The sequence below is a fragment of the Saccharopolyspora montiporae genome, assembly GCF_015209505.1.
Lineage (GTDB): Bacteria > Actinomycetota > Actinomycetes > Mycobacteriales > Pseudonocardiaceae > Saccharopolyspora > Saccharopolyspora montiporae.
Genome location: NZ_JADEYC010000021.1, coordinates 145,928 through 167,914, shown reverse-complemented (window position 1 = coordinate 167,914; position 21,987 = coordinate 145,928). Strand labels below are relative to the sequence as shown.

The following is a 21,987-nucleotide window of genomic DNA, read 5'->3' as shown; positions in this document are numbered from 1 at the left end:
CGCAGGTGCGGCCCCGCCGGGACGGATCTGGCCCGGCGGGGCGCGCGGGCCGGGTGCGGTGCGGTCCGCACCCGGCGCCGCCTACAGCGACAGCTCGGGCTTGAGCTTGCCCGGGGTCCACACCCGCTGGCGCCAGGCCGCGACGGTGCTCAGCAGCAACCCTGCGGCCAGGTAGCACAGCAGTACGGCGATAGCGCTGGTCAGCGCGCTGGAGTCCACGCCGCCGTAGAGCAGGTAGCGCAATCCGTCGACCACGTAGGTCAGCGGCAGCACCTGGTGCAGGGGATGCAGCGGCTCGGGGATCGTCTGCCACGGGAACGTTCCGCCGGCGGTGACCAGCTGCAGCACCAGCACGATCAGCGCGATGAACTTGCCGCGCGGGCCGAACGCCGCGTTGAGCGCGTGCACCACGGCCGTGAACGCGAACGAGGTCAGCGCCAAGAATCCGAGCGTGCCCCACGGGTGCGCGGGGTTCAGGCCGATGCCGTAGGCGACGACGAGGTGCAGCAGCACCGCCTGCGCGAGCCCCACGACCGCGGCGGGCAGCCAGCCGCCCAGCGCGACCCGCCACGGCGCCACGCCGGCGGCCAACGCGCGGGTGGACAGCGGGCGCATCAGCAGGAACAGCACGAATCCGCCAATCCACAGCGCCAGCCCCATGAAGAACGGGGCGAGTCCCGCGCCGTACGAGTCGGCCTCGACCTGGGCTTGGGTGTCCACGGCGACCGGATCGCCGATGGCTTCGGCGGTCGCCTCCCGGGTCTGCTCGTCGGGGTTGGGGATGTCGCCGGCACCGTCGCCGAGCTCGGTTGCCAGCGTGGTCGAGCCGTCGGCGAGCTGCCCGGATCCGTCGGCGAGTTGGCGCGTCCCGCCGGCCAGTTCGTCGGCGCCGTCGGTGAGCTGCTGGGTCCCGTCGACGGCTTCGCCGGTGCCGGACCGCAGCTGCTGCGCCCCGTCGTCGAGCTGCTGCGCACCCCCGGACAGCGCGCCTGCGCCGTCGGTGAGCCGACCGATGGCGGTGGTCATGGCCGGGGTGGCGTCGGCGAGCGTGCGGTTGCCGTCGGCGACCTGCTGCGCGCCGTCGGCGAGGGTGCGCAGCTGGCCCACTTGGCCCTGGACCGTGTCGTTGGCGTCGGTGAGCGGCGAGTTGAGCTCGTCGAGACCGTTCGCGATGCGCTGCACGGTTTCCTCGTCGGTGCCGGCGGCGCGCAGCTGGCCGATGATGTCCTGCTTGGTGCTGTCCAGGTTGTCGGCGATGTCCTGCGAGACGCCGCCGAGGTTTTCCGCGCGGGTGGCGAGTTCCTCGTTGCCCGCGGCGACCTGTTCGGCGCCGTCGGCGAGTTGCTCGGTCTGCTCGGGCAGTTGCGCCGTGGAGTCCTGCAGTTGCCGGAGTCCGCCGTGCAGCTGGTCGGCGCCGCCGGTGAGTTCGCCGGTGCCGTCGGCGAGCTGGGACGCGCCGTCGGCGAGCCGGTGCTGGCCGTCGAGCAGTTCGTGCGAACCGGCGGAGAGCTGTTCGGTGCCGTCGCGGGCCTGGCCGATGCCGTCGTCGAGCTGCCCGGCCCCGTCGGCGAGTTCGCCTGCGCCGCGGGCGGCTTCGACGGTCTTGTCGTGCACGGTGCTGAAGCCGAGCAGGAATTCGCCTGCGGCTTCGCTGCCGGAGTTCGCGGCCACGCCGTCGCGGACTTCGGCGGCGACCTGGTCGGCGATGGTGCCGGTCAGGTAGTTGTTGGCGTCGTTGGTGATCAGCTGCAGCTGAGCTTGCCGCGGGTCGAACTCGCCGGGGGAGAGCAGCGCTGCGGAGAAGTCCTCCGGTACCACGAGGGCGAAGTTGTATTCGCCGGAGGCCACGCCCTGCCGCGCCTGCTGCTCGTCGGTGCGGTTCCAGTCGAAGCTGCCGGAGTCGACGAGTTCCTGCTCGACGTCGGCGCCGGCCTGCAGCCTGCTGCCGTCGTCGCGCGGGGCTCCGGTGTCGTCGACGACGACCGCGGCGGGCACGGCGTCCAGCCGTTCGTAGGGGTCCCAGTTGGCGTAGATGTAGAGCGCGCCGTAGAGCAGCGGCACGAGGGTGATCGCCAGCAGCGCCAGTTTGGGCAGCTTGCCCGAGGTGAGCCTGCGCAGTTCGGTGGCGGCTAATCGGAAGCTGGTCATGCAGCACCTTCCGGGGAATCCGGTGTGGATCGCGGGATGTTGTCGGCGCCGATGCGCGCGACGGGGATGTCCAGCCGCTCGGCGGAGTGCGGGGCGCACAGCACGATGACGGCCAGTCCGCGCTGGGCCTGTTCGGCCGCGGCGGGGTGCCAGGCGGTGGGGTCGGTGCCGTGCCGGTCGGGGCTGTCCAGCACGAGCGCGCCGGTGGTGCGGGGCAGGCGCGCGAGGTCCACGAGCACCCGGGTGCGTTCGGGGTGCGGCAGGTGCTCGAAGCGGTCTTTGGCCCGGTCGGCGATTCCCCGCTCGTGCAGCCAGGTCCGCACGGATCGGCGTCCGGATCGGCGGCCGGCCAGGCTGAGTCCTTCGGCGATGACGTCGTGCAGCGGTACGGCGCCGTCGGGTTCGGTGACCCCGGGGGCGTCGACGACGGACACCGCGCGGCGCAGCGCCGCGGGGGACCGGTCGTCGTCGAGGTGGACGGTGCCTTCGCCGGGTCGCATCCGTCCGGACAGCACGAGGGCCAGCGCGGTGTGCCCGTCGTGCGGATCTCCGGCCACCACCAGGAGTTCGCCGCTGCGCACCTCCAGCGAGGTGGGGGCGAGCATGCGGCCGGCGGCCCTGGTGACGGCGACGTTCGAAGCGACGATGTGCACGCCGACTCCTCTGCTCTGGCCCTGCGGGTGCGGGGCCGGCCGGGGTCAGCGCAGCGCCGTGGCCGGGCGCACCTCCCATGTGGTCCACAGTGGACGGTATCCCTGCCGGGGCCAGAACACGGAGGACAGCGGGTTGGGCGGGTTGTAGTACAGGAAGCAGCCGGTGACCCCGGCGCGCGCGAACTCCGCGTGCGCCTCGGCCATCAGCCGTTGCCCCACCCCGGCCCCGCGGGCGTTCTCGCGCACCGACACGCAGTTGACGTACCCCCACGTGCCGGGGCGCAGCCGGTTGCCGCCGGTGGACAGCGGGCCGTCCACCCAGCCGCATTCGGCGACCCCGATCGCCTCGCCGCCCCGCTCCGCCAGCCAGACGGGGTCGCCGGCGTGCAGGCGCACGGTCGCGGCGGCCCGTTTGAGCCGGGCAGCGTCGGGTCGGTTCGTCGATCCGCCGACGAGGGCGGCGTAGTCGAGCTCGACGAGGCCGAGGTCGACGACGGCGTCCACGTCGGCCGGTCCGGCGCGACGCACGTTTACGGTACCAGACAGTTCCGTATCTTCGGGTGGGCTGGGCGCGCGCACCGCCAGGCAGGACAGCGGGACGAAACCGTGCTCCAGCAGCGCCCGGGTGGCCTGCACGTCCCGGCTGGGCCACACGACCGCGCAGGAGGAATCCGCCTCCGGGATGCCGCGGGCGCTGATCCATTGCCGGCACGCCGCCAGCACCGCGTCCATGCCGCGCCGCGGTTGCTCGCCCACCAGCGGGAACAGCTCCACCGCGGTGGCGGCCTGCCACAACCGCCGCACCGAACCCGGCGGGTTGTCCGAGCACAGCACGAGCCCGGCCACCGGCTCACCGGTGTCCAGCCGGGCCATCAGCGGTTCCCCGGTGGGCAGCGGGAACTCGGGCGGCAGCTCGGGATCCAGTGCCGCCAGCCGCGCGCTCTGCGCGGCGAGCAGGTCCTGCGCGGTGGTCACCATCGCCTCCCGGTGCGCTCGCGCCGCCTCACCCCTCCGGCAGCGTGCAGACGAAGATCGCCGTGCCGGGGAACAGCCGCCCGCGCAGCGGGCTCCACTGGCCCCACACCTGGGTGTGCCCCGGCGGCCACTCCGGCTCGATCAGATCGACCAGGCGCATGCCCGCCGCGTCGATCTGCCGCACGAAGTCGCCCAGCGTGCGGTGGTGCTCGACGTAGGTGGCCCGGCCGGTCCCGTCGGTCTCCACGTAGGGCGTGCGGTCGAAGTAGGACTGCGTCGCGGTGAGCCCGGCAGGTCCGGGATCGTCCGGGAAGATCCAGCGCATCGGGTGCGTCACCGCGAACACCCAGCGCCCGCCCGGACGCAGCACCCGGGCGGTCTCGCGCAGCGCCGCACCGGCATCGGCCACGAACGGGATCCCGCCGAAGGCCGAGCACGCCAGGTCGAAGGAGTCGGCGGCGAACGGCAGGCAGTCGGCGCTGGCCTGCACCAGCGGCACCGGCGTCCCGCTGCGCCGCGCCCCGTCCGCGGCGTGCCGCAGCATCCCGGCGGAGATGTCCAGGGCCACCGGGTGCGCGCCCTGGTCGGCCAGCCAGCGCGAGCAGGCGGCCGCACCGCAGCCCACCTCCAGCACCCGCGCGCCCCGCACGTCGCCGAGCAGCCGGGCGTCGCGCTCGTGCAGGCCTTCCGGGCACCACACGAACTCGTCGAGCCCGAGGAACCCGCCGTGCTCGGCCTGGTAGTCGTCGGCGTCGGCGTCCCACCAGAGCCTGCTCGCCGAGCGGGATTCGGCGGCGCCCGCCGTGCGCTTGGTCACGCGGCCGGGGCCGAGGGCCTCGGACCCGGATCCGGGTCGGGCGTCGTCGCCGGAGGCGGTCAAGGGGTTTCCTCCGCGGATGGTGGGTAACACTGGAACGTGCAGCATCGTCGCGGTCCGGAGCGGGTCCGGGTCCGGCGGGGACCCGGGTTTGCCCGGCGATCGAGAAAGCGCGTACTATACCGGCCGCGCCGTGGGTCTTTCGTCGTCCGCGCATCCGCCCTGGGGAAACCTCGGAACGGATCTCCGCGAGAAGGTCGTCCGGGTCTTCCGGACCGGCTCCGCATCGGACAGGGGAATCTCCGCCGAGCCGGCCGCGGGCCGGTGGAAAGTGCGGATGCCCGGGGCGCGACAATGCACATCCAGCGACCAAACTATCCGTACCGGAGCAACCCACCTGATGTCCACCGACACCACCACCGTCCCGACTGCAGCCGCCACCAAGCCGCAGGTCGCAGTGAACGACGTCGGGACGGAGGAGGACTTCCTCGCCGCCGTCGACCAGACCATCAAGTACTTCAACGATGGGGACATCGTTGAGGGCACCATCGTCAAGGTCGATCGCGACGAGGTGCTGCTTGACATCGGCTACAAGACCGAGGGCGTCATCCCGTCCCGCGAGCTGTCGATCAAGCACGACGTCGACCCGGCCGAGGTCGTCGAGGTCGGCGACTTCGTCGAGGCCCTCGTTCTCCAGAAGGAGGACAAGGAAGGCCGCCTGATCCTGTCCAAGAAGCGCGCCCAGTACGAGCGCGCCTGGGGCACCATCGAGGACCTCAAGGAGAAGGACGAGCCGGTCCGCGGCACCGTCATCGAGGTCGTCAAGGGCGGTCTCATCCTCGACATCGGCCTGCGCGGCTTCCTGCCCGCCTCGCTCGTCGAGATGCGGCGGGTCCGCGACCTGCAGCCCTACGTCGGGCGCGAGCTCGAAGCCAAGATCATCGAGCTGGACAAGAACCGCAACAACGTGGTCCTGTCCCGCCGCGCCTGGCTGGAGCAGACCCAGTCCGAGGTCCGCAGCGAGTTCCTCAACCAGCTGCAGAAGGGCCAGGTCCGCAAGGGCGTCGTGTCCTCCATCGTCAACTTCGGTGCGTTCGTGGACCTCGGTGGAGTCGACGGTCTGGTGCACGTCTCGGAGCTGTCCTGGAAGCACATCGACCACCCGAGCGAGGTCGTCGAGGTCGGCCAGGAAGTCACCGTCGAGGTGCTCGACGTGGACATGGACCGCGAGCGCGTCTCGCTGTCGCTGAAGGCCACCCAGGAAGACCCGTGGCGTCAGTTCGCCCGCACCCACGCGATCGGCCAGATCGTGCCGGGCAAGGTCACCAAGCTGGTTCCGTTCGGTGCGTTCGTCCGCGTCGACGAGGGCATCGAGGGCCTGGTGCACATCTCCGAGCTGGCCGAGCGCCACGTGGAGATCCCGGAGCAGGTCGTGCAGGTCGGCGACGAGGTCATGATCAAGGTCATCGACATCGACCTGGAGCGCCGCCGCATCTCGCTGTCGCTGAAGCAGGCCAACGAGGGCTTCACGCCGGAGTCCGAGTTCGACCCGACCCAGTACGGCATGGCGGCCGAGTACGACAACGAGGGCAACTACATCTACCCCGAGGGCTTCGACCCGGAGACCGCGGAGTGGCAGGAAGGCTACGAGACCCAGCGCGAGGAGTGGGAGCGGCAGTACTCCGAGGCCCACACCCGCTACGAGAAGCACATGGCCCAGATCGCCAAGGCCCGCCAGGCCGACGCGGAGGCCGCTGCTCAGGCCGCCACCGGAGGCGGATCCACCGCCTCCACCAGCTCCGAGGAGCAGGAGACCGGCGGCGGGAACTACTCGTCGGGCTCGTCGAGCAGCAGCAGCAGTGGCAGCGAGGAGGAGGACTCCGGCTCGCTGGCCAGCGACGCGCAGCTGGCCGCGCTGCGGGAGAAGCTCTCCGGCGGGGCGTGACCCCGCAGGGCTGACCCTGTCGACGGCCCCCGCACCGATCGTGGTGCGGGGCCGTCGTGCGTGTGCACCCGGATGCCGCTCCCGGGCCGTTTCGGGGCGCGGGTGCCGGGTGGCAGGATGTTCGTCGTGTTGCGGGTGGGACTCAGCGGAGGAATCGGCTCCGGCAAGTCGACGGTCGCCGAACGGCTCGTCGCCGGCGGAGCGGTCCTGGTGGACGCGGACAGGTTGGCGCGCGAGATCGTCGAGCCGGGCACGTCCGGCCTCGCCGAGCTCGTCGATCGGTTCGGCGAGCGGATCCTGGACGGCGGCGCGCTGGACCGCGCTGCGCTCGCCGAGCTCGTGTTCGGCGATGAGCAGGCACGCGCCGACCTCAACGCGATCACCCACCCGCGGATCCGGGAGCTCACCGAGCAGCGGATGGCCGACGCGCCCGGCGACGCGGTCGTGGTGCACGACATCCCGCTGCTCGTGGAAGCCGGGTACGGCGCCGACTACGACCTGGTCGTCATCGTCGACGCCCCCGAGGAGCTGCGCGTGCAGCGGCTGATCGAACGCGGGCTCACCGAATCCGACGCCCGGGCGCGCATCCGGGCTCAGGCCACGCCCGAGCAGCGACGCGAGGCCGCCGACGTGTGGATCGACAACTCCGGGTCCGTCGAGGAGGTGCGCGCCACCGTCGACGAGCTCTGGCACGAGCGGCTGGTGCCGTTCGAGGAGAACCTCCGGCTCGGCCGCCGCGCCCGGTCGGCGCGACCGCGGATCGTGCCGTCCGATCCGGACTGGCCCGCCCAGGCGCGCCGGCTCATCGGCCGGGTCGAACGTGCGGCGGGGGCCGCGGCGGTGCGCGTCGACCACATCGGATCCACCGCGGTGCCCGGACTCCCGGCCAAGGACGTCATCGACCTGCAGCTGACCGTCCGCTCCATCGCCGATGCCGACGATCTCGGTCCGGCGCTGGCGGCGGCGGGTTTCCCGGAGTACGCGGCTGCGCGCAGCGACACCCCGCACGGCTCCGCGCCGGACGCGGCCGAGTGGATCAAGCGGCTGCACCAGTCCGCCGACCCCGGACGGCCGGCCAACCTGCACGTGCGGGTGCAAGGCACCGCCGCGCAGCGGATCGCGCTGCTGTTCCCCGCCTGGTTGCGCGCCGACGAGGCGGCCCGCGCGCAGTACGCCCAGCTCAAGCAGGACGTGGCCGAGCAACACACCGACGTCGAGGACTACGCGGCGGCCAAGGAACCGTGGTTCGCCGAGGCCGTGCCCGCGGCCGAGCGCTGGGCCGCCGAGACGAACTTCCAGCCGTAGGCGTGCGCGCTGCGGTGGCGGTAGCCGCTTCGGTGGCCACTTCCCGCACGTCCCCGCCGAACGTGGTCGTCAGCGGTTGCGCCTCGCGTGCACTGCGGCGCGAGCGTCCTCGGCGACGAGATCGGCGTTGATCCCCGCGGCGGCGGTATTCCCGGACGCGGCCGCAGCACCGACCATCGCGGACAGGTCCGCGGCGTTGCCCGCGACCGACACACCGGCGATCTCGGTGCGCCCCAGGGCACCGGTTTCGACGAACTCCCCGGTGGGGTGCTCCACCCGGCTCCCGCCGAGCTGCTCGTACAGGTCGGTGCGGCCGACGAACCGCGGCGCGACCGCGACCGCGTCCACCGCGACCTCCTGCTCGTCGAGCACGACCGCGCGCAGCGCGCCGTCCGCCGCGCGCAGTCGCCGGACGGTGCCGTCGATGATCGGCACGTCCAGCGCGTCGAGCTGCTCGCGCACCTCCTCGCCGGGATCGGGCATCCGGTGCGCGAAGAGCACCACGTGTTCGCTGAGCTGCCGGAACAGCAGCGCCTGGTGCGCGCTCATCGGGCCGGTGCCCAGCACCCCGATGCGCCGGCCGCGCACTTCCCAGCCGTGGCAGTAGGGGCAGTGCAGCACATCGGATCCCCAGTGCTCGCGCACACCGGGGATGTCCGGCAGCTCGTCGGCCAGCCCGGTGGCCAGCAGCAGCCGGCGGGCGAGCAGGGTGCCGCCGCCCGCCAGGTCCACCTCGATGCGATCGCCGGCGCGTCGTGCGGCCACCGCGCGATCGCGGCGGAGCTCGGCGCCGACCTGCTCGGCTTCGCGACGACCCGCGGTGAGCAGGTCCTGCGGTGCGATGCCCTCCCGGGCCAGCAGGTTGTGCACACCGGCGGCGGGGGCGTTGCGCGGCTCGCCGGAGTCGACGACCACGACGGAACGCAGCGAGCGGCCCAGGGTGACCGCGGCGGCCAGTCCGGCCGCACCACCGCCGACCACGGCGACGTCGCAGGTGATCGGGTTCGTCATGCGGGTATCCCTCCGGAAAGCGGGCTCGTCGTGTCCTGCCTCCACGCTACGCAGGCTCTGCGCATCGGGCATACTGTCTTGCCGATGACGCAAGAATCCGCGCATGATGACGTGATCGGCCGGCGCATCCGCGGCCTGCGCTTGGCTCGCGGGTGGTCGCTGGACGCGCTGGCCGCCCGCTGCCACCTCAGCCCCTCGACGCTCAGCCGCATCGAGACGGGGCGGCGCCGGATCGCGCTCGACCAGCTCGTGCGGATCGGCCGTGCGCTGGGCACTGCGCTCGACCAGCTCGTCGAGCCCACCGAGGACGACGACGTGGTGATCCGGCCCGAGCCCGAGCACCGGCCGGGCGTGACCACGTGGCTGCTGTCCCGCGAGCGCTCCTTGCACGGGGTGACCGTGGCCAAGATGCGCATCGAGCCGGGCGCGGCGCCGGGGCCTGATCAGGCGCGGGTGCACCCGGGGCGCGAGTGGTTCACCGTGCTGTCCGGGACGGTACGGCTGCAGCTGGGGGAGCGGACCGTGCTGGTGCACCCGGGCGAGGCGGCCGAGTTCTCCACCATGACCCCGCACGTCCTGGCCGCCGACGGCACCGCGGCCGCCGAGGTGCTCACGATCTTCGACCAGGACGGCGAGCGGGCGCACCTGCGCGGTCCGGACCGTTGAGCCGCGGGCGCGTCACCAGGGGTCGAAGATCCCGCGGTGCGCGAGCCATTGCCGGACGTCGCGGTGCGCGGTGATCTCGCCGAGCGTGCGGTGGATCGTCTGCAGCGCGAAGTCCGCCTCGCGCTGCAGCAGCGCCCCGGACTCCACGGCGGCGGCGAACTGCTCGGCGCGGGCGATGCGCGCCGGGCCGTCGTCACCGATCTCCAGGCCCAGCAGCAGATCCGTGGCCGTCCACGAATGGGCGTCGGATTCGATGCGCGCGGCGGTGAACACGGTGGGCCCCGGCCGGGAATGCCTGCGCCGGGGTCGGTGGCGCAGCAGGCGCAGTCCGAGGTCCGGCAGCAGCCAGATGACCTCGGTTTCCTGCTCCGGCGCCTCGGGGGACGGGCGTTCCATCGCCAGGCCCCAGCTCTGCACCCGGCACAGGTCCAGGCGCGATACGGCACCGGAGGGCTGCCTGCACTGCGAACCGATGATGTCGACGATTTCGATCGATCGAGTTGACGTGGCAGCAATCACAGCTTCAGACAGTAGTCGCCAGCGGAGGCGATGTGATCACCACGGCGGGATTTCCCGGTAACTTTTCCGGCCACTCCCGGTATCGATCCGGCAGCCGCCGCCGACATCACCGGGATGGCGGTGGGTTCCGCTGCTCCGGCAGACGATGCTCGGTCGGTTGGTCGCGCCACGACACCTCGATGCCGTGCTCCCGCAGCCATGCCGCGGAGTCATAACCGTTGCGCGCCAAGCCGTCGGCGGCGACGTGTGCGGTGCGCAGCGCCCGCTGCGCGGCCGGTCCGTCCAGCAGCCCGGCCGCCACCGCCGCGGTGTACTCGTCGACGTCCACCAACTCCGCCGCACGCCCGCGGTGCAGTTCGATGTCCAAGTACAGGTCCCGAGTGCGCCAGACATCGCCGTCCTGCTCGATATCGGCCACATCGAGGTATTCGTCCTGGTTGGGTCGCAGGCCCGGGTGCAGCCGCCAGCGCGTGAGGCGCAGGCCGACCGCGGGCAGCAGCCAGGTTTCCAGCGCAGCGAACCGGTGGTGGTCGACCACCTCGCGCGCCACGTACAAACCGGCCGACGTCAGCCGGAACTCGTCCACGGTGCGTTCATGGCCCTTGGGGTCGGTGTTGGTCCCGGCGCGCAGGTCGAACACTTCCACCTTCGGCGGGTGCACCGGAAGGCCCATCCGCCGCGCGATCTCGTGCTGGGAGGTCACATCCGCACTCTAGCGGCGCCGACGGGATCCGTGGGGCGCGCGCCCGAGTCCTGCGGTGGACGGTGGTCGATGAGCGGTCCGCCCATGCGGAGCGGTGCCCCGTTAAAGAGCGGTGCCCCATTAAAGAGCGGGCGCAGCGTTCCCGGAGGAGCGCCGCGCCCGCGATCTAGTCAGCACTGGCGTCGCTCACCTCCGTTCTCGTCGGGATCAGGTGTTGCGGCTGCGCGATGTCATGGCCGAGCCCATCAGGCCTGCTCCGGCCAGGACCAGGACTGCTCCGCCGATGACATTGCTCAGCACGGTGGTGGCCGTGAGGGCGGTTCCGCTCATCACGAACACGGACACCACGGTCCAGGCTCCCAGCACCGGGCACGTCCAGGCGATGCCGTGCGTGTGCTGGTACGCGGCCGCGAAGGACAACGCGAGTACCGCCGCGGCCAAGCCGATGACCAGGTTGTTCAACGCCAACGACGGGGTCGCGGCGCTGAATCCGGTGATCCACGGCGACAAGGCCACGAACAACCCGGCCAGCATCGTCATCCCCACTGCTACCTGCGCGGTCGGCGTCTCCGCTGCCGCTTCGTAGCGCTGGCGGATTTCGGTGAGGTCGGGGTGCCCGGCGATCGGAGTCCTCGTTGACATGGCTACCACCTCCAGCGCGGGGTGAGACCTCCATTGTGCGACTGGGTCGCCGCGCGAGCACCCCGTACGGGCTAGTCGATATTCCCTCGTCCGGGGACATCCGGCGCCGGGAGCACGATGTCGGCGGTTGCTCGTAGGCTGGTGTCGTGGCATTCGCGACTGAGTACGAGCCCGACGAGCACGGGACCCCGGCGGGTGTGCTGGCCCACTCCGAGTTCCGGCCGGTCGGTGACATCCCGCGCTCGGCGGGCCGGTTCGAGGTGGTCAGCGACTACCAGCCCGCCGGTGACCAGCCCCAGGCCATCGAGGATCTGGAAGGGCGCATCAACCGCGGCGAGACGAACGTGGTGCTGCTCGGGGCCACCGGTACCGGCAAGTCGGCCACCACGGCCTGGCTGGTGGAGCGGGTGCAGCGGCCGACGCTCGTGCTGGAGCCGAACAAGACGCTGGCCGCGCAGATGGCCAACGAGCTGCGCGGGTTCTTCCCGAACAACGCGGTCGAGTACTTCGTCAGCTACTACGACTACTACCAGCCCGAGGCCTACGTCCCGCAGACCGATACCTACATCGAGAAGGACTCCTCGATCAACGAGGACGTGGAGCGGCTGCGCCACTCGGCCACGTCGAACCTGCTCAGCCGGCGGGACTGCGTGGTCGTGTCCTCGGTGTCCTGCATCTACGGTCTGGGTACGCCGCAGTCGTACCTGGACCGCTCCATCGAGCTGGCGGTCGGCGGCGAGATCGATCGCGACGTGTTCCTGCGCGCGCTGGTCGACGTGCAGTACACCCGCAACGACATCTCCTTCGCCCGCGGGACGTTCCGGGTGCGCGGCGACACCGTGGAGATCATCCCCGCCTACGAGGAGCTGGCGGTGCGCGCCGAGTTCTTCGGCGACGAGATCGACCGGTTGTACTACCTGCACCCGCTGACCGGGGAGATCGTCCGCGAAGTGGAGTCGTTGCGGATCTTCCCCGCCACGCACTACGTGGCCGGTCCGGAGCGCATGGAAAAGGCCATCGCCGATATCGAGGCGGAGCTCGGCGAGCAGCTGGAACACCTGGAGCAGCAGAACAAGCTGCTGGAGGCGCAGCGGCTGCGCATGCGCACCCAGTACGACGTGGAGATGATGCGCCAGGTCGGGTTCACCTCGGGCATCGAGAACTACTCGCGGCACATCGACCAGCGCGCCCCGGGATCGGCCCCGGCGACGCTGCTGGACTACTTCCCGGACGACTTCCTGCTCATCATCGATGAGTCGCACGTGACCGTTCCGCAGATCGGCGGCATGTTCGAAGGCGACGCCTCGCGCAAGCGCACCCTGGTCGAGCACGGTTTCCGGCTGCCGAGCGCCCTGGACAACCGCCCGCTGACCTGGGAGGAGTTCAGCGACCGGATCGGTCAGGCCGTGTACCTGTCCGCTACGCCCGGCCCGTACGAGATGGGTCGGGCCGGCGGCGAGTTCGTGGAGCAGGTGATCCGGCCGACCGGTCTGGTCGACCCGGAGGTGGTGGTCAAGCCCACCGAGGGCCAGATCGACGACCTGGTGCACGAGGTGCGCACGCGGGCCGACCGCGACGAGCGGGTGTTGGTCACCACGCTGACCAAGAAGATGGCCGAGGACCTCACCGACTACCTGCTCGAACTCGGCATCCGGGTGCGGTACCTGCATTCCGAAGTGGACACCCTGCGCCGGGTGGAACTGCTGCGACAGCTGCGGCTCGGCGATTACGACGTGCTGATCGGCATCAACCTGCTGCGCGAGGGGCTGGACCTGCCGGAGGTATCGCTGGTGTCCATCCTGGACGCCGACAAGGAGGGGTTCCTGCGTTCCGGGACCAGCCTCGTGCAGACGATCGGCCGCGCGGCGCGCAACGTCTCCGGCCAGGTGCACATGTACGCGGACACGGTCACCGACTCGATGCAGCATGCGATCGACGAGACGAACCGCCGGCGTGCCAAGCAGATCGCCTACAACGAGGAACGCGGCATCGATCCGCAGCCGCTGCGCAAGGAGATCGCCGACATCCTCGACCGGGTCTACACCGAGTCCGAGGACACCGAGGAGTCGGTGGAGGTCGGCGGTTCGGGCCGCAACACCTCCCGCGGCAAGAAGCCGACCGGGGAGGGCGTGGCCAGCGCGGGTGTGCTGGAGGACCGGGACATCAAGTCGATGCCGCGCGCCGAGCTGGCCGATCTGGTGCAGCAGCTCAACGACCAGATGGTCAACGCGGCCCGCGAGCTGCAGTTCGAGCTCGCGGCCCGGCTGCGCGACGAGATCCAGGACCTGAAGAAGGAACTCCGCGGCATGGACGCAGCCGGTATCGAGTAGGGATCACCGGGACCCTGGTCTCCCGGTGGCCTTCGCGGCGAATCGGTGCCGCTGCGGGCGTTCTGGTGCTCGCGCCGGCGCAGGATCCGCGCGAGTGAGAGCACGGAGGCTACTGCCGGAGACCGTCGAGCACGGCTCGGGCCACCGGGGTCGGCTGCTCGGCCCGCAGATCGAGCAGCCCTTCCTGGTGCAGCGGCGGTTGCGCCAGGAAGCGGGGCTCGCGCCCGCGGTGCGGCTGCGCGGCGTGCACCAGGAACGGGTGGCACAAGTAGACGTCGCCGAGGGTGCCGGTGGCCGACGTGACCGGGCGGTGCTCGGAAGCCGCGTCGGCCTCCTGGCACAGCGGCAGCCACTCGCGGCCCTCGTCCCCGCCGGGTTCCAGGAGCGGGGGCACGTCCAGATGCGAGCCGACCCGGATCCGCGTCGGGGCGTCGTCCGGGCCGATGTCGGAGAACAGGAACAGCATGAGCAGGGCGCGTTCGCGGGAGCGGAGGTTGAGCCTGCCCTCCCCCTGCGGGCCCGCGAAGCTCGCCTCGACGTGCCATCCGTCGTCGCCGGGTTCCGCGGTGCTGGGAAAGCGGACGGGGAACGTGCCCAGGCCGTCGCGGGGCACCCACCGTCCCGTGCCGACGAGCTGGTCGAACGCCTCGTGCAGCGTTGTGGTCGTGGCGGCTTCCTGGAACGGGGGAGTCGCGAACCCGCCCAGCCGCACGACGGGCTCGGTCCAGGTCGAGGGATCGTCCCGCGCGCACCCGGTCGCCGCCCACAGCTCGTCGGTGCAGCGCCGTCCGGCCTCGGTGGGGAACGCCCGCTCGATCTTGACGAAGCCGTCGGTGACGAACTGCTCGACCTGCTCGGCCGTGAGTGACATGCGTACCTCCCCTTCGCGGCCATCCTCGGGGAGGGCGGGCGGAAGGTGCAACGCGTTTTCGGCGCGAGTCCACATCGGACCCCATCCACGTCGGCTCCGGTCCTCTCCGCGCCGCGGCCGTCGCCGGACGGGCGGTGCTCGGGTTCGCCTGGTACGCCGGGCGCTTCCGGCGACGGCAGCGCGGAGATTCATCCGTAGCGGACGGGAAGTTCCTTGATCCCGTTCAGCCACCCGGAGCGGAGCCGCTTGGCTTCGCCGGCACGGCGAACCCCCGGGGCCATGTCGGCGACGGCGTCGAAGATCTGGCGGATCTCCATCCGGGCCAGGTTGGCGCCGATGCAGTAGTGCACTCCCTGCCCGCCGAAGGCGAGGTGCGGGTTCGGGTCGCGGGTGATGTCGAACGTGAACGGATCGGTGAAGACCTCCTCGTCGTGGTTGGCGCTGGCGTAGAACAGGCCGACCCGCTGGCCCTTCTCGATCATGCTGCCGTTGAGCTCGATGTCGTCGAGCGCGGTGCGCTGGAAGGAGATGACCGGGGTCGCCCAGCGGGTGACCTCGTCCATCATGGTGGTCGGCCGCTCGCTCTTCCACAGTTCCCACTGCTCGGGGTTGTCGAAGAAGGCGTTCATGCCGTGGGCGGTGGCGTTGCGGGTGGTCTCGTTGCCGGCTACGGCCAGGGCGATGACGAAGAAGCCGAACTCGTCGTCGGTGAGGCCTCGCCCGTCGACGTCGGCGTTGACGAGCTTGGTGACGATGTCGTCGCGCGGGTTTTCGCGCCGGTCCGCGGCCAGGCCCATCGAGTAGGTGAGCACTTCGGTCGCGGCTGCTTCGGCGTCGTTGTCCGCGCGCGCCAGGTCGGGGTCCTCGGATCCGGTCATCTGGTTGGTCCAGTCGAAGATCTTCCGCCGATCCTCGGCCGGGACGCCGAGCATGTCGCCGATCACTTCGAGCGGTAATTGCGCGGCGATCTGGTCGACGAAGTTGCCCTCGCCGTTCTCGACGGCTTCGCCGACGATCCGGCGGGCGCGCTCCCGCAGCGCACCCTCCAGAGTCTTGAGGACGCGAGGGGTGAAGCCGCGGCTGATGATCTTGCGCAGCTGGGTGTGCGCAGGGGGATCTTGGTTGATGATCACCACCTTGGTCATCTCGATGGATTCCCGGGTGGAGGTCTCCGGGTTGCGGATGATCGCCGCGTTCGCCCGGTTGCTGAACACGGCGCTGTTCTTGGAGACGGCCAGGATGTCGGCGTGCTTGGTCACGGCCCAGTAGCCGGTGCCGGACTCCTCGGACATGCCGGCGCATGCCGAGGGTTCCTGCTCGACCCAGTGGACCGGGGCGCTGCGGCGCAGGGCGGCGAACTGCTCGTGGGGTATCCCCGCGAGGTTGAGGTCGGGGTCGGTGAAGTCGAAGCCGGAGGGCAGCGAGCTAGCCATAGCCTGACCATACACAAGACGGAAAGTGTATGGAATGCCATGCTGACGTCATGCGAGCGCATGGATGGGCCGGTAGTCCGCCGGTGGACGCCACCGAAGCCCGCGCGCGGATCCTGGACGCGACCCGGCAGCGGCTGGCCGAGTTCGGCACCACCAGCACCGCCGAGATCGCCGAGCGGCTCGGGGTGACCCGGCAAACGGTGTACCGCTACTTCCCGGCGACCGAGGACCTGCTCAACGCCGCCGCGACCCAGGCCGTCGCCGAGCTCGCGGGAGACCTGGTCGAGCACGTCCGGGCACACCTCGCCGCGACCGACGGGGATGCCGGGGACGCGGCGGTCGAGGTCGTCGCCTACGTCTTCGAGAACCTCCGCGACAACCCGGCGTTGAACCGCCTGCTCGCCCCCGGTCGGATGAGTGGCACCGTCGCCAACCTGACCGCGACCTCCTCGATCGACATCGGCCGGAACCTGATCGCCGGGTTCGGCATCGATTGGGAAGCGCTGGGTTGGGACGAAGGCAGGCAGCGCGAACTGGTGGAGCACCTGCTGCGCACGCTGCAGTCGCTGGTCCTGGATCCCGGTGAGCCGCCCCGGTCGGGTGCCGAGCTGCGTGCCTACCTGCAACGCTGGCTCGCGCCCGCGTTGCGCTAGGTGTGGTGCGCCGGTGAAGATCGCGTCGAAGACCGCGGGGTCTGACCCGCGCCGTGCGATGCGAGGCTGCGCCCGCGACGCGTCGGGACCACGTGCTGCGTCATCCCACCGCGCTGCTTGAGGGTCGGCGCGCCTCGGGGCCATCACCGCGGCGGCCGGACCCAGCACCGCGTGTGCTGCCAGGCGTGGTGTTGCGCACCCGGGGTGGGTGGCTCGTTTGCCGTCGAGTACGGCGGGACGCACTGTGGCGCGGATGAGCACGGAGCTGACCGGGACGAGCCCGCCGCGGCTCCACCGTCCGTCCGGGGGGTGTACGGGTGGAAGATGATCGAACGGTGGCGATCACCACGGTGGCCGTCCTGGGTGGAGCCCTGGTGGCCATTGCGGTGGCGACCGTGGTGGTGTGGTCCAAGCAGCCGGATCACCGCCCGATCCGCCAGGCGTGGGCGGAGGCACCGCATTCGCAGCGGTGGGACTGGTCGACGCGATTGCTCTACTGCTTCTCCCTCTTCTTCGTGAGCATCCCGCTGTGGCCGCCCCTTGTCCGGGCCATCGGAGCCGGCGCGCTGGCCACCGTGCTGATCGTGGGTGGTGCGGGGTATGCGCGGGCGCGGAGCAGGGAAGGCAATCCGGTCGATGTCACCGGGCCCTGGCGGCGGGCACGCACTCATGTGCGGGCGGTGTTTCGCCGCAGTTGACGATCGCGTCGCAGGGAAGTCGGTCCTACGACGGGAGGCGGTCGCGACTACGGCGAGCCCAGCGTCGATGCGCGTGCAGGGGCCGAGACCGCGCGCCGGCGATGAGGACGCGGTCGTCATCGTCGGCCACGATCGTTCTCCGCACCGCGGATTGCCCGGAGGAGGACGGTGAGCACATCGCCGTCCACCGTGGACGGAGAGCGGACCGCTGCCGGTCCGGTGCGCCTGGTCCGACCGCCACCGGAGTCCGGTTCCGCTGATTTTTCCGCCATTTGAAAGACGCGCCGGGACGGGCAGCGGGACGTGGCCGGTCAGCCGCCCGGAGGCCGCGCCGGGACGGGGCGAGCGGTGCGCGGTGGGTGTTGTGCGGGCGCGGCAACGGGCAAGATCGGCGGTACCCGCAACTGCGGCGGGTGGGCGCCGGCCCCGGGGTATCGACCCCTGCTCTCGGGGCCGGTCCCGGGGCCCGCGGTGGCACGTGCCGCGGGCCCTGCGGGGCAGCGCTCAGCTGGTGATGTCCTTGCGGTGGAACCGCAAGCCGGCCAGCACCGTGAACGCCGTCGCGTAGGCCAGTGCGCTGAACGCACCACGCGTCATGTCCGTCCAGTCGATGTCCGGGTTGAGCAGATCCGCGTAGGCGCGGGAGAAGTGCGTCGGCAGGTAACCGCGCAGCTGTCCGAGCACCTCGATCTGGTCCAGGATCTGCGACACGATCGACACCGCCACCGTCCCGCCGACCGCGCCCAACGGCGCATCGGTGCTCACCGACAGCAGTAGCGCCAGACCGGCCACCCAGCTCAGCTGCACGGCCACGTAGCCGCAGGCCAGCGCCACCCGGATCAGCCCGGCCACGAAGTCGACCGTCTCGCCGGTGCCGGTGAGCAGGTCACCCGTGCCGTACCAGAACAGCCCGGCGCCCAGCGCCACCGACATGAGCAGCCCCATGCCGAGCAGCCCCAGCAGCGCCGCCACGGCGGCCTTCTGCCGCAGCAGGCGCAGCCGCGGTACGGGTGCGGCCAGCAGGTAGCGCAACGATCCCCAGGAGGCTTCGGACGAGACCGCGTCGCCGAACAGCAGCGCCACCGCCACCACGAGCAGGAAACCGGTGGAGGCCGTCAGCACGAACGCGGTGAAGCCCAGTCCGCTCGATGTCGCCGCATCCGCCGTGCTGCCGCCGGAACCGTCGTCGCCGACCTCGAAGGCCAGCAGCAACAGCAGCGGCAGGACCGCCAGCGCACCCAGGATCAGCCGGGTGCGACGCCGGCGCAGCTGGCGGGCCAGCTCCACCCGCAGCCGCAGCGTCCGCCCGATCCGGTAGCCCTCGACGCTGCCGTCCCGCTGGACGCGCAGGTTCCCCGCCCTGCGCGCCAGGGCCCGCTCGTCGCTCCCGGCCTGTTCGGCGGGGGTGTCCTCGGTCACGCCTGATCCTCCCCGACCAGTTGCAGGAACGCGTCCTCCAGCCGCCGACGCGGTTCGACCCGGTGCACGGCGATCCCGGCTTCGACCAGCGTGTTCACCGCGACCGGAACCGGGTGCCTGCCCAGGTCGGCGTGCACCCGGCCGGCTTCGGCCCGCACGTCGCCGACGCCTTCCAGGCTGCGCAGCGATTCGACAGCCAGCTGCGCCTCGTCGACCTGGAAGGACACCGCGCCTTCGGCGGAGACCAGCTCGGCGACCGTGCCGGAGGCGGCCGCGCGCCCGCGGTGCAGCACCACCGCGTGCGTGCAGGTCTGCTCCACTTCGGACAGCAGGTGACTGGACACGAGCACGGCGCGGCCGGATTCGGCGTAGCGGTGCAGGATCTCGCGCATCCGGTGCAGTTGCGGCGGGTCCAGCCCGTTGGCCGGTTCGTCCAGGACGAGCAGATCGGGCAGTCCCAGCATGGCCTGTGCCAGCACCAGCCGCTGCTGCATGCCCCGGCTGTAGGTGCGCACCTTGCGGCCGGCTTCCTCGTCCAGCCCGGCGATGCGCAGCACCTCGTCCAGCCCGGCTTGCGCGGGCGGGCGGCCGGTCACCGCCCAGTGCTGGCGGAGGTTGTCCACTCCGGACAGGTGCGGCAGGAATCCGGGTCCCTCCACCAGCGAACCCACCCGGGACAGCACCGGCGCGCCGGGCCGGACCCGGTGGCCGAACACCCGGATGCGACCGGTTTTGGGTCGGACCAACCCGAGCACCATGCGCAGCGCCGTCGTCTTGCCCGCGCCGTTGGGACCGAGCAGACCGACCACCTGACCGCGCTCCACCCGCAGCGAGAGGTCCTGTACGGCGGCGGTCCCGCGACCCGGGCTCGTGCCGAGTCCGGTCACGTCGAGCGGGACCTCCTCCAGCTCCGGATCGGCGCGCCCGCGCGCCCGGCGCGCGACCAGCGAGCACAACCACACCAGCAGCCAGAAGCCGCCGATCCCGGCCAGTCCCGCCAGCGCGACCACCGGCAGCACCGCCCCGCTGCCCGAACCCGGCACCGACGGGACGGTCAGTGCCGCGCCCGGTGCCGCGCCGATCCGGTGCACCGCGGGCTCTTCCGGCAGCGCGTGCGCCTGGTCGGTGCTGCTGACCGCCAGCTCGATCCGGTGGCCTGCCTCGACCGGGTGCACCACGCCCGGCAGCAGCACATCGGTCTGCACCGGGGTGCCGTCCGGCGGGAGGTCGGGGACGCGCAGCGGAGCCACCGCATCGCCGAGCAGCGTGCGCTGCCCTTCCGGGGACACGTCGTAGAGCTTGGCGAACAGCACCGCGTCGCGGGAGGCGGGCTGCCCGGGCACCGCCGCCACCGAGATGCGGGTCCGCGGTGTGCCGGCGACCACGACCTGCTCGTCCAGCGGGGCGGTGGCGAACGAGGCGACCTGGCCGGGTAGGTCGGTGGCGGTGTCCTCGGTACCGCGGCCGTCCCGCTGCACACCCGGCAGCGAGCTGGTGGCGGCCGGAACACCGCCGGGCGGGTTGATCACGCGGGTCGGTGGACCCAGCAGCGGGAAGCGCTGCGGTTCGGCCGTCGTGCCGTGCAGGCCGGGGTAGGTGGGGACGGCGACCTGGCGCGCGGGCGCGTCGTCGTCGCGGTGCGCCTGCCCGGCCACGGTGTACTCGAACCCGGTGCCCGGGTCCGGAACCGGGCCCGCGTCCAGGTGGAACGCCAGGAAGTCGGCGATCTTCCCGCGCAGCTCGGCGTCCGGCGGATCCCCGTCGTGCCCGCCGTTCCACCAGATGGTCTTGACCAGTCCGCCGGCCGCGGTGATCTGCCGCGCGTTGGCATCGGCCTGGTCGAGCCCGAACAGCGTGTCCCGCTGGCCCTGCACGAGCAGGGTCGGGGCGTCGATGTCGCCGGTGACCCGCTTCGGGGAGATGTCGTGCAGCAGGCGTTGCGTGTCCGGCCCGGCCCGACCGGTGCGGGCGAGCTCGGCATAGGCCCGGCAGACCCGGGAGGTGAAGTTGCCGCAGCTCTGCGGTGGCGGAGTCGTCGGACCGGCGTCGGCAGCGGTGCGCTCGGTGGCGTTCGGCGGTACGGACGGGCGCGAGTGGTTGCCCGCGGCGAACAGCAGGCCCGCCCACGCCTGCTTGAACACGCCGGGCTCGGCGGTGTCCGGCTGGGCGGCGTTGGGCAGCAGCGCCCGGTTCAGGTCGTTGTAGGTCATCACGGGCGCGATGGCGTCCACCCGCGGGTCGCTACCGGCCAGCAGCAGGCTCAGCGCGCCCCCGTAGGAGTCGCCGGTGACGCCGACCCGCGGGTCGCCGTCGGCATCGCGCAGCACCTCGGGCTGGCGGGCCATCCAGTCCAGCAGCTGACGGGCGTCGGCGACCTCGTACTCGGGGGAGTTCAGCGCGATGCGCCCGGTGCTGTCGCCGAACCCGCGCGCGGAGTAGGTGAGCACGGTGAAACCGCGGGCCACCAGGGAGCGGGCCTGCTCGGCCACGTCGTGCTTGTCCCCGCCGAACCCGTGCGCGAGCAGCACCGCGGGAGCCGGCGTTTCGGCCGGGGCGTGCAGCGTGACGTCGATCTGCACCCGCTCGGACCCGTCCGGCCCGTCCAGCACGTCGAGCATGGCCTCCCGGGGTGGGGCAGGGGCGGCGTGCGGCTCGTCGTCGCCGGGCCAGGCCGTCGCGGCGAGCGCGATGGCGGCGACGCACAGCAGGACGACCAGGGCGAGGCCGGTGCGGCGGCGCGGGGAGGTGGACACTCCTCCGACATTAGGGGACGACGAGGGCACCGGTTTCTTCCAGACGCGAGCGAAGGCAAGACGCTACCGACCGGAGACCAAACAGAAACTCGGCACCCGATGTGTCCGGTTCTCCGGTGCAGCCGCATCCCCGCGTGCGGGTCCGGTCATCGCCGGACCGCGTGATCATACCCACAACACGCCGCGCGGCAACCATCCCGGTTTCGCCGAGTCGGCCCGGTTCCGGCCGGTGCGGCGGTGGTCTCCGCCTCTCCCGGGGCGCCCCGCCTGGTGCGCTGCGTGCGGGATGCGCAAGAATCCGTGTCGAAATCGTGGAGGGGAGTATTCCTTCGCGGCGGTGTCGTCATCACGGAATTGTTTGCGGGACGCAGTGCGTCCGCACGTTTTCCCGGTACCGTCGGCCGGCTGATGCGCCGGTGGGAGAGACCTCCGGTGGTTGGCGCACG

At 71.7% G+C, this 21,987-nt stretch carries 18 protein-coding genes; 6 read left to right on the top strand and 12 right to left on the bottom strand.

What is annotated here, in order from left to right; translation table 11 throughout:
* Positions 1-81: 81 nt before the first annotated feature.
* From IQ251_RS14025 to IQ251_RS14010, 4 genes are read right to left on the bottom strand one after another with little or no spacing between them, the layout of a single operon-like run.
* Positions 82-2,148, bottom strand: a complete 2,067-nt coding sequence (locus tag IQ251_RS14025) for a YhgE/Pip domain-containing protein (RefSeq protein ID WP_193929002.1) — start codon at positions 2,146-2,148, stop codon at positions 82-84.
* Entirely contained in the window at positions 2,145-2,801 is a 657-nt protein-coding gene (locus IQ251_RS14020; RefSeq protein WP_193929001.1) for a hypothetical protein, read from the bottom strand. Before IQ251_RS14020 ends, IQ251_RS14025 begins: the two co-directional genes overlap by 4 nt.
* A 45-nt stretch (positions 2,802-2,846) precedes the next feature.
* Complete coding sequence (locus IQ251_RS14015; protein WP_228046810.1) at positions 2,847-3,779, bottom strand: GNAT family N-acetyltransferase; 933 nt, start codon at positions 3,777-3,779, stop codon at positions 2,847-2,849.
* 25 nt (positions 3,780-3,804) lie between these two features.
* Positions 3,805-4,656 carry a class I SAM-dependent methyltransferase gene (locus IQ251_RS14010; protein WP_228046808.1) on the bottom strand — a complete coding sequence of 284 codons (852 nt, stop codon included), beginning with the start codon at positions 4,654-4,656 and terminating at the stop codon, positions 3,805-3,807.
* A 337-nt stretch (positions 4,657-4,993) separates the two neighbouring features.
* Here IQ251_RS14010 and rpsA point away from each other — a divergent pair, with 337 nt between their 5' ends.
* Both rpsA and coaE read left to right on the top strand, forming a co-directional pair.
* Positions 4,994-6,538 carry a 30S ribosomal protein S1 gene (rpsA, locus tag IQ251_RS14005; RefSeq protein ID WP_193928999.1) on the top strand — a complete coding sequence of 515 codons (1,545 nt, stop codon included), beginning with the start codon at positions 4,994-4,996 and terminating at the stop codon, positions 6,536-6,538.
* Between the two features lie 126 nt (positions 6,539-6,664).
* Positions 6,665-7,843, top strand: coding sequence for a dephospho-CoA kinase (gene coaE, locus IQ251_RS14000; protein WP_193928998.1), 1,179 nt, complete (start codon positions 6,665-6,667; stop codon positions 7,841-7,843).
* 69 nt (positions 7,844-7,912) lie between these two features.
* On the opposite strand, the gene IQ251_RS13995 is transcribed toward coaE, so the two are convergent.
* Complete coding sequence (locus tag IQ251_RS13995; protein WP_193928997.1) at positions 7,913-8,854, bottom strand: FAD-dependent oxidoreductase; 942 nt, start codon at positions 8,852-8,854, stop codon at positions 7,913-7,915.
* A gap of 84 nt (positions 8,855-8,938) precedes the next feature.
* On the opposite strand from IQ251_RS13995, the gene IQ251_RS13990 reads away from it, so the two are divergent.
* Positions 8,939-9,520: a helix-turn-helix domain-containing protein gene (locus IQ251_RS13990; RefSeq protein ID WP_193928996.1), complete on the top strand. Its 582-nt coding sequence runs from the start codon at positions 8,939-8,941 to the stop codon at positions 9,518-9,520.
* Positions 9,521-9,532: 12 nt separating this feature from the next.
* Here IQ251_RS13990 and IQ251_RS13985 read toward each other — a convergent pair whose 3' ends face one another.
* The 3 genes from IQ251_RS13985 to IQ251_RS13975 all read right to left on the bottom strand — a co-directional run bounded on the left by IQ251_RS13985 (position 9,533) and on the right by IQ251_RS13975 (position 11,384).
* Positions 9,533-10,039, bottom strand: coding sequence for a hypothetical protein (locus IQ251_RS13985; RefSeq protein WP_370591396.1), 507 nt, complete (start codon positions 10,037-10,039; stop codon positions 9,533-9,535).
* Positions 10,040-10,145: 106 nt separating this feature from the next.
* Complete coding sequence (locus IQ251_RS13980) at positions 10,146-10,742, bottom strand: ribonuclease FAU-1 family protein (protein ID WP_370591395.1); 597 nt, start codon at positions 10,740-10,742, stop codon at positions 10,146-10,148.
* 207 nt (positions 10,743-10,949) lie between these two features.
* Positions 10,950-11,384, bottom strand: coding sequence for an SPW repeat protein (locus IQ251_RS13975; protein WP_193928995.1), 435 nt, complete (start codon positions 11,382-11,384; stop codon positions 10,950-10,952).
* A 146-nt stretch (positions 11,385-11,530) separates the two neighbouring features.
* On the opposite strand from IQ251_RS13975, the gene uvrB reads away from it, so the two are divergent.
* Complete coding sequence (gene uvrB / locus IQ251_RS13970; protein ID WP_370591394.1) at positions 11,531-13,714, top strand: excinuclease ABC subunit UvrB; 2,184 nt, start codon at positions 11,531-11,533, stop codon at positions 13,712-13,714.
* Between the two features lie 109 nt (positions 13,715-13,823).
* Here uvrB and IQ251_RS13965 read toward each other — a convergent pair whose 3' ends face one another.
* Positions 13,824-14,585, bottom strand: a complete 762-nt coding sequence (locus IQ251_RS13965; protein ID WP_193928994.1) for a phytanoyl-CoA dioxygenase family protein — start codon at positions 14,583-14,585, stop codon at positions 13,824-13,826.
* A gap of 188 nt (positions 14,586-14,773) precedes the next feature.
* Positions 14,774-16,018 carry a cytochrome P450 gene (locus tag IQ251_RS13960; RefSeq protein WP_193928993.1) on the bottom strand — a complete coding sequence of 415 codons (1,245 nt, stop codon included), beginning with the start codon at positions 16,016-16,018 and terminating at the stop codon, positions 14,774-14,776.
* A gap of 50 nt (positions 16,019-16,068) precedes the next feature.
* On the opposite strand from IQ251_RS13960, the gene IQ251_RS13955 reads away from it, so the two are divergent.
* Complete coding sequence (locus IQ251_RS13955; protein WP_193928992.1) at positions 16,069-16,671, top strand: TetR/AcrR family transcriptional regulator; 603 nt, start codon at positions 16,069-16,071, stop codon at positions 16,669-16,671.
* A 335-nt stretch (positions 16,672-17,006) separates the two neighbouring features.
* Positions 17,007-17,369, top strand: a complete 363-nt coding sequence (locus IQ251_RS13950) for a hypothetical protein (protein ID WP_193928991.1) — start codon at positions 17,007-17,009, stop codon at positions 17,367-17,369.
* A gap of 504 nt (positions 17,370-17,873) precedes the next feature.
* Here the strand turns inward: IQ251_RS13950 and IQ251_RS13945 are convergent.
* Both IQ251_RS13945 and IQ251_RS13940 read right to left on the bottom strand, forming a co-directional pair.
* Positions 17,874-18,788: an ABC transporter permease gene (locus IQ251_RS13945; RefSeq protein ID WP_370591393.1), complete on the bottom strand. Its 915-nt coding sequence runs from the start codon at positions 18,786-18,788 to the stop codon at positions 17,874-17,876.
* On the bottom strand, positions 18,785-21,406 hold the full coding sequence (locus IQ251_RS13940; RefSeq protein WP_370591399.1) for an alpha/beta fold hydrolase: 2,622 nt from the start codon (positions 21,404-21,406) through the stop codon (positions 18,785-18,787). The genes IQ251_RS13945 and IQ251_RS13940 overlap by 4 nt, the downstream gene beginning before the upstream one ends.
* Positions 21,407-21,987: the final 581 nt, after the last annotated feature.

What these genes read in the sequence shown, in the direction of transcription:
- IQ251_RS13960 (WP_193928993.1), bottom strand. Translation starts at nt 16,018, where the DNA reads ATGGCTAGCTCGCTGCCCTCCGGCTTCGACTTCACCGACCCCGACCTC.
- IQ251_RS13990 (WP_193928996.1), top strand. Translation starts at nt 8,939, where the DNA reads ATGACGCAAGAATCCGCGCATGATGACGTGATCGGCCGGCGCATCCGC.
- IQ251_RS14025 (WP_193929002.1), bottom strand. Translation starts at nt 2,148, where the DNA reads ATGACCAGCTTCCGATTAGCCGCCACCGAACTGCGCAGGCTCACCTCG.
- IQ251_RS13955 (WP_193928992.1), top strand. Translation starts at nt 16,069, where the DNA reads ATGCGAGCGCATGGATGGGCCGGTAGTCCGCCGGTGGACGCCACCGAA.
- IQ251_RS13940 (WP_370591399.1), bottom strand. Translation starts at nt 21,406, where the DNA reads ATGCTCGACGTGCTGGACGGGCCGGACGGGTCCGAGCGGGTGCAGATC.
- IQ251_RS14015 (WP_228046810.1), bottom strand. Translation starts at nt 3,779, where the DNA reads ATGGTGACCACCGCGCAGGACCTGCTCGCCGCGCAGAGCGCGCGGCTG.
- IQ251_RS13975 (WP_193928995.1), bottom strand. Translation starts at nt 11,384, where the DNA reads ATGTCAACGAGGACTCCGATCGCCGGGCACCCCGACCTCACCGAAATC.
- IQ251_RS13995 (WP_193928997.1), bottom strand. Translation starts at nt 8,854, where the DNA reads ATGACGAACCCGATCACCTGCGACGTCGCCGTGGTCGGCGGTGGTGCG.
- IQ251_RS13965 (WP_193928994.1), bottom strand. Translation starts at nt 14,585, where the DNA reads ATGTCACTCACGGCCGAGCAGGTCGAGCAGTTCGTCACCGACGGCTTC.
- rpsA (WP_193928999.1), top strand. Translation starts at nt 4,994, where the DNA reads ATGTCCACCGACACCACCACCGTCCCGACTGCAGCCGCCACCAAGCCG.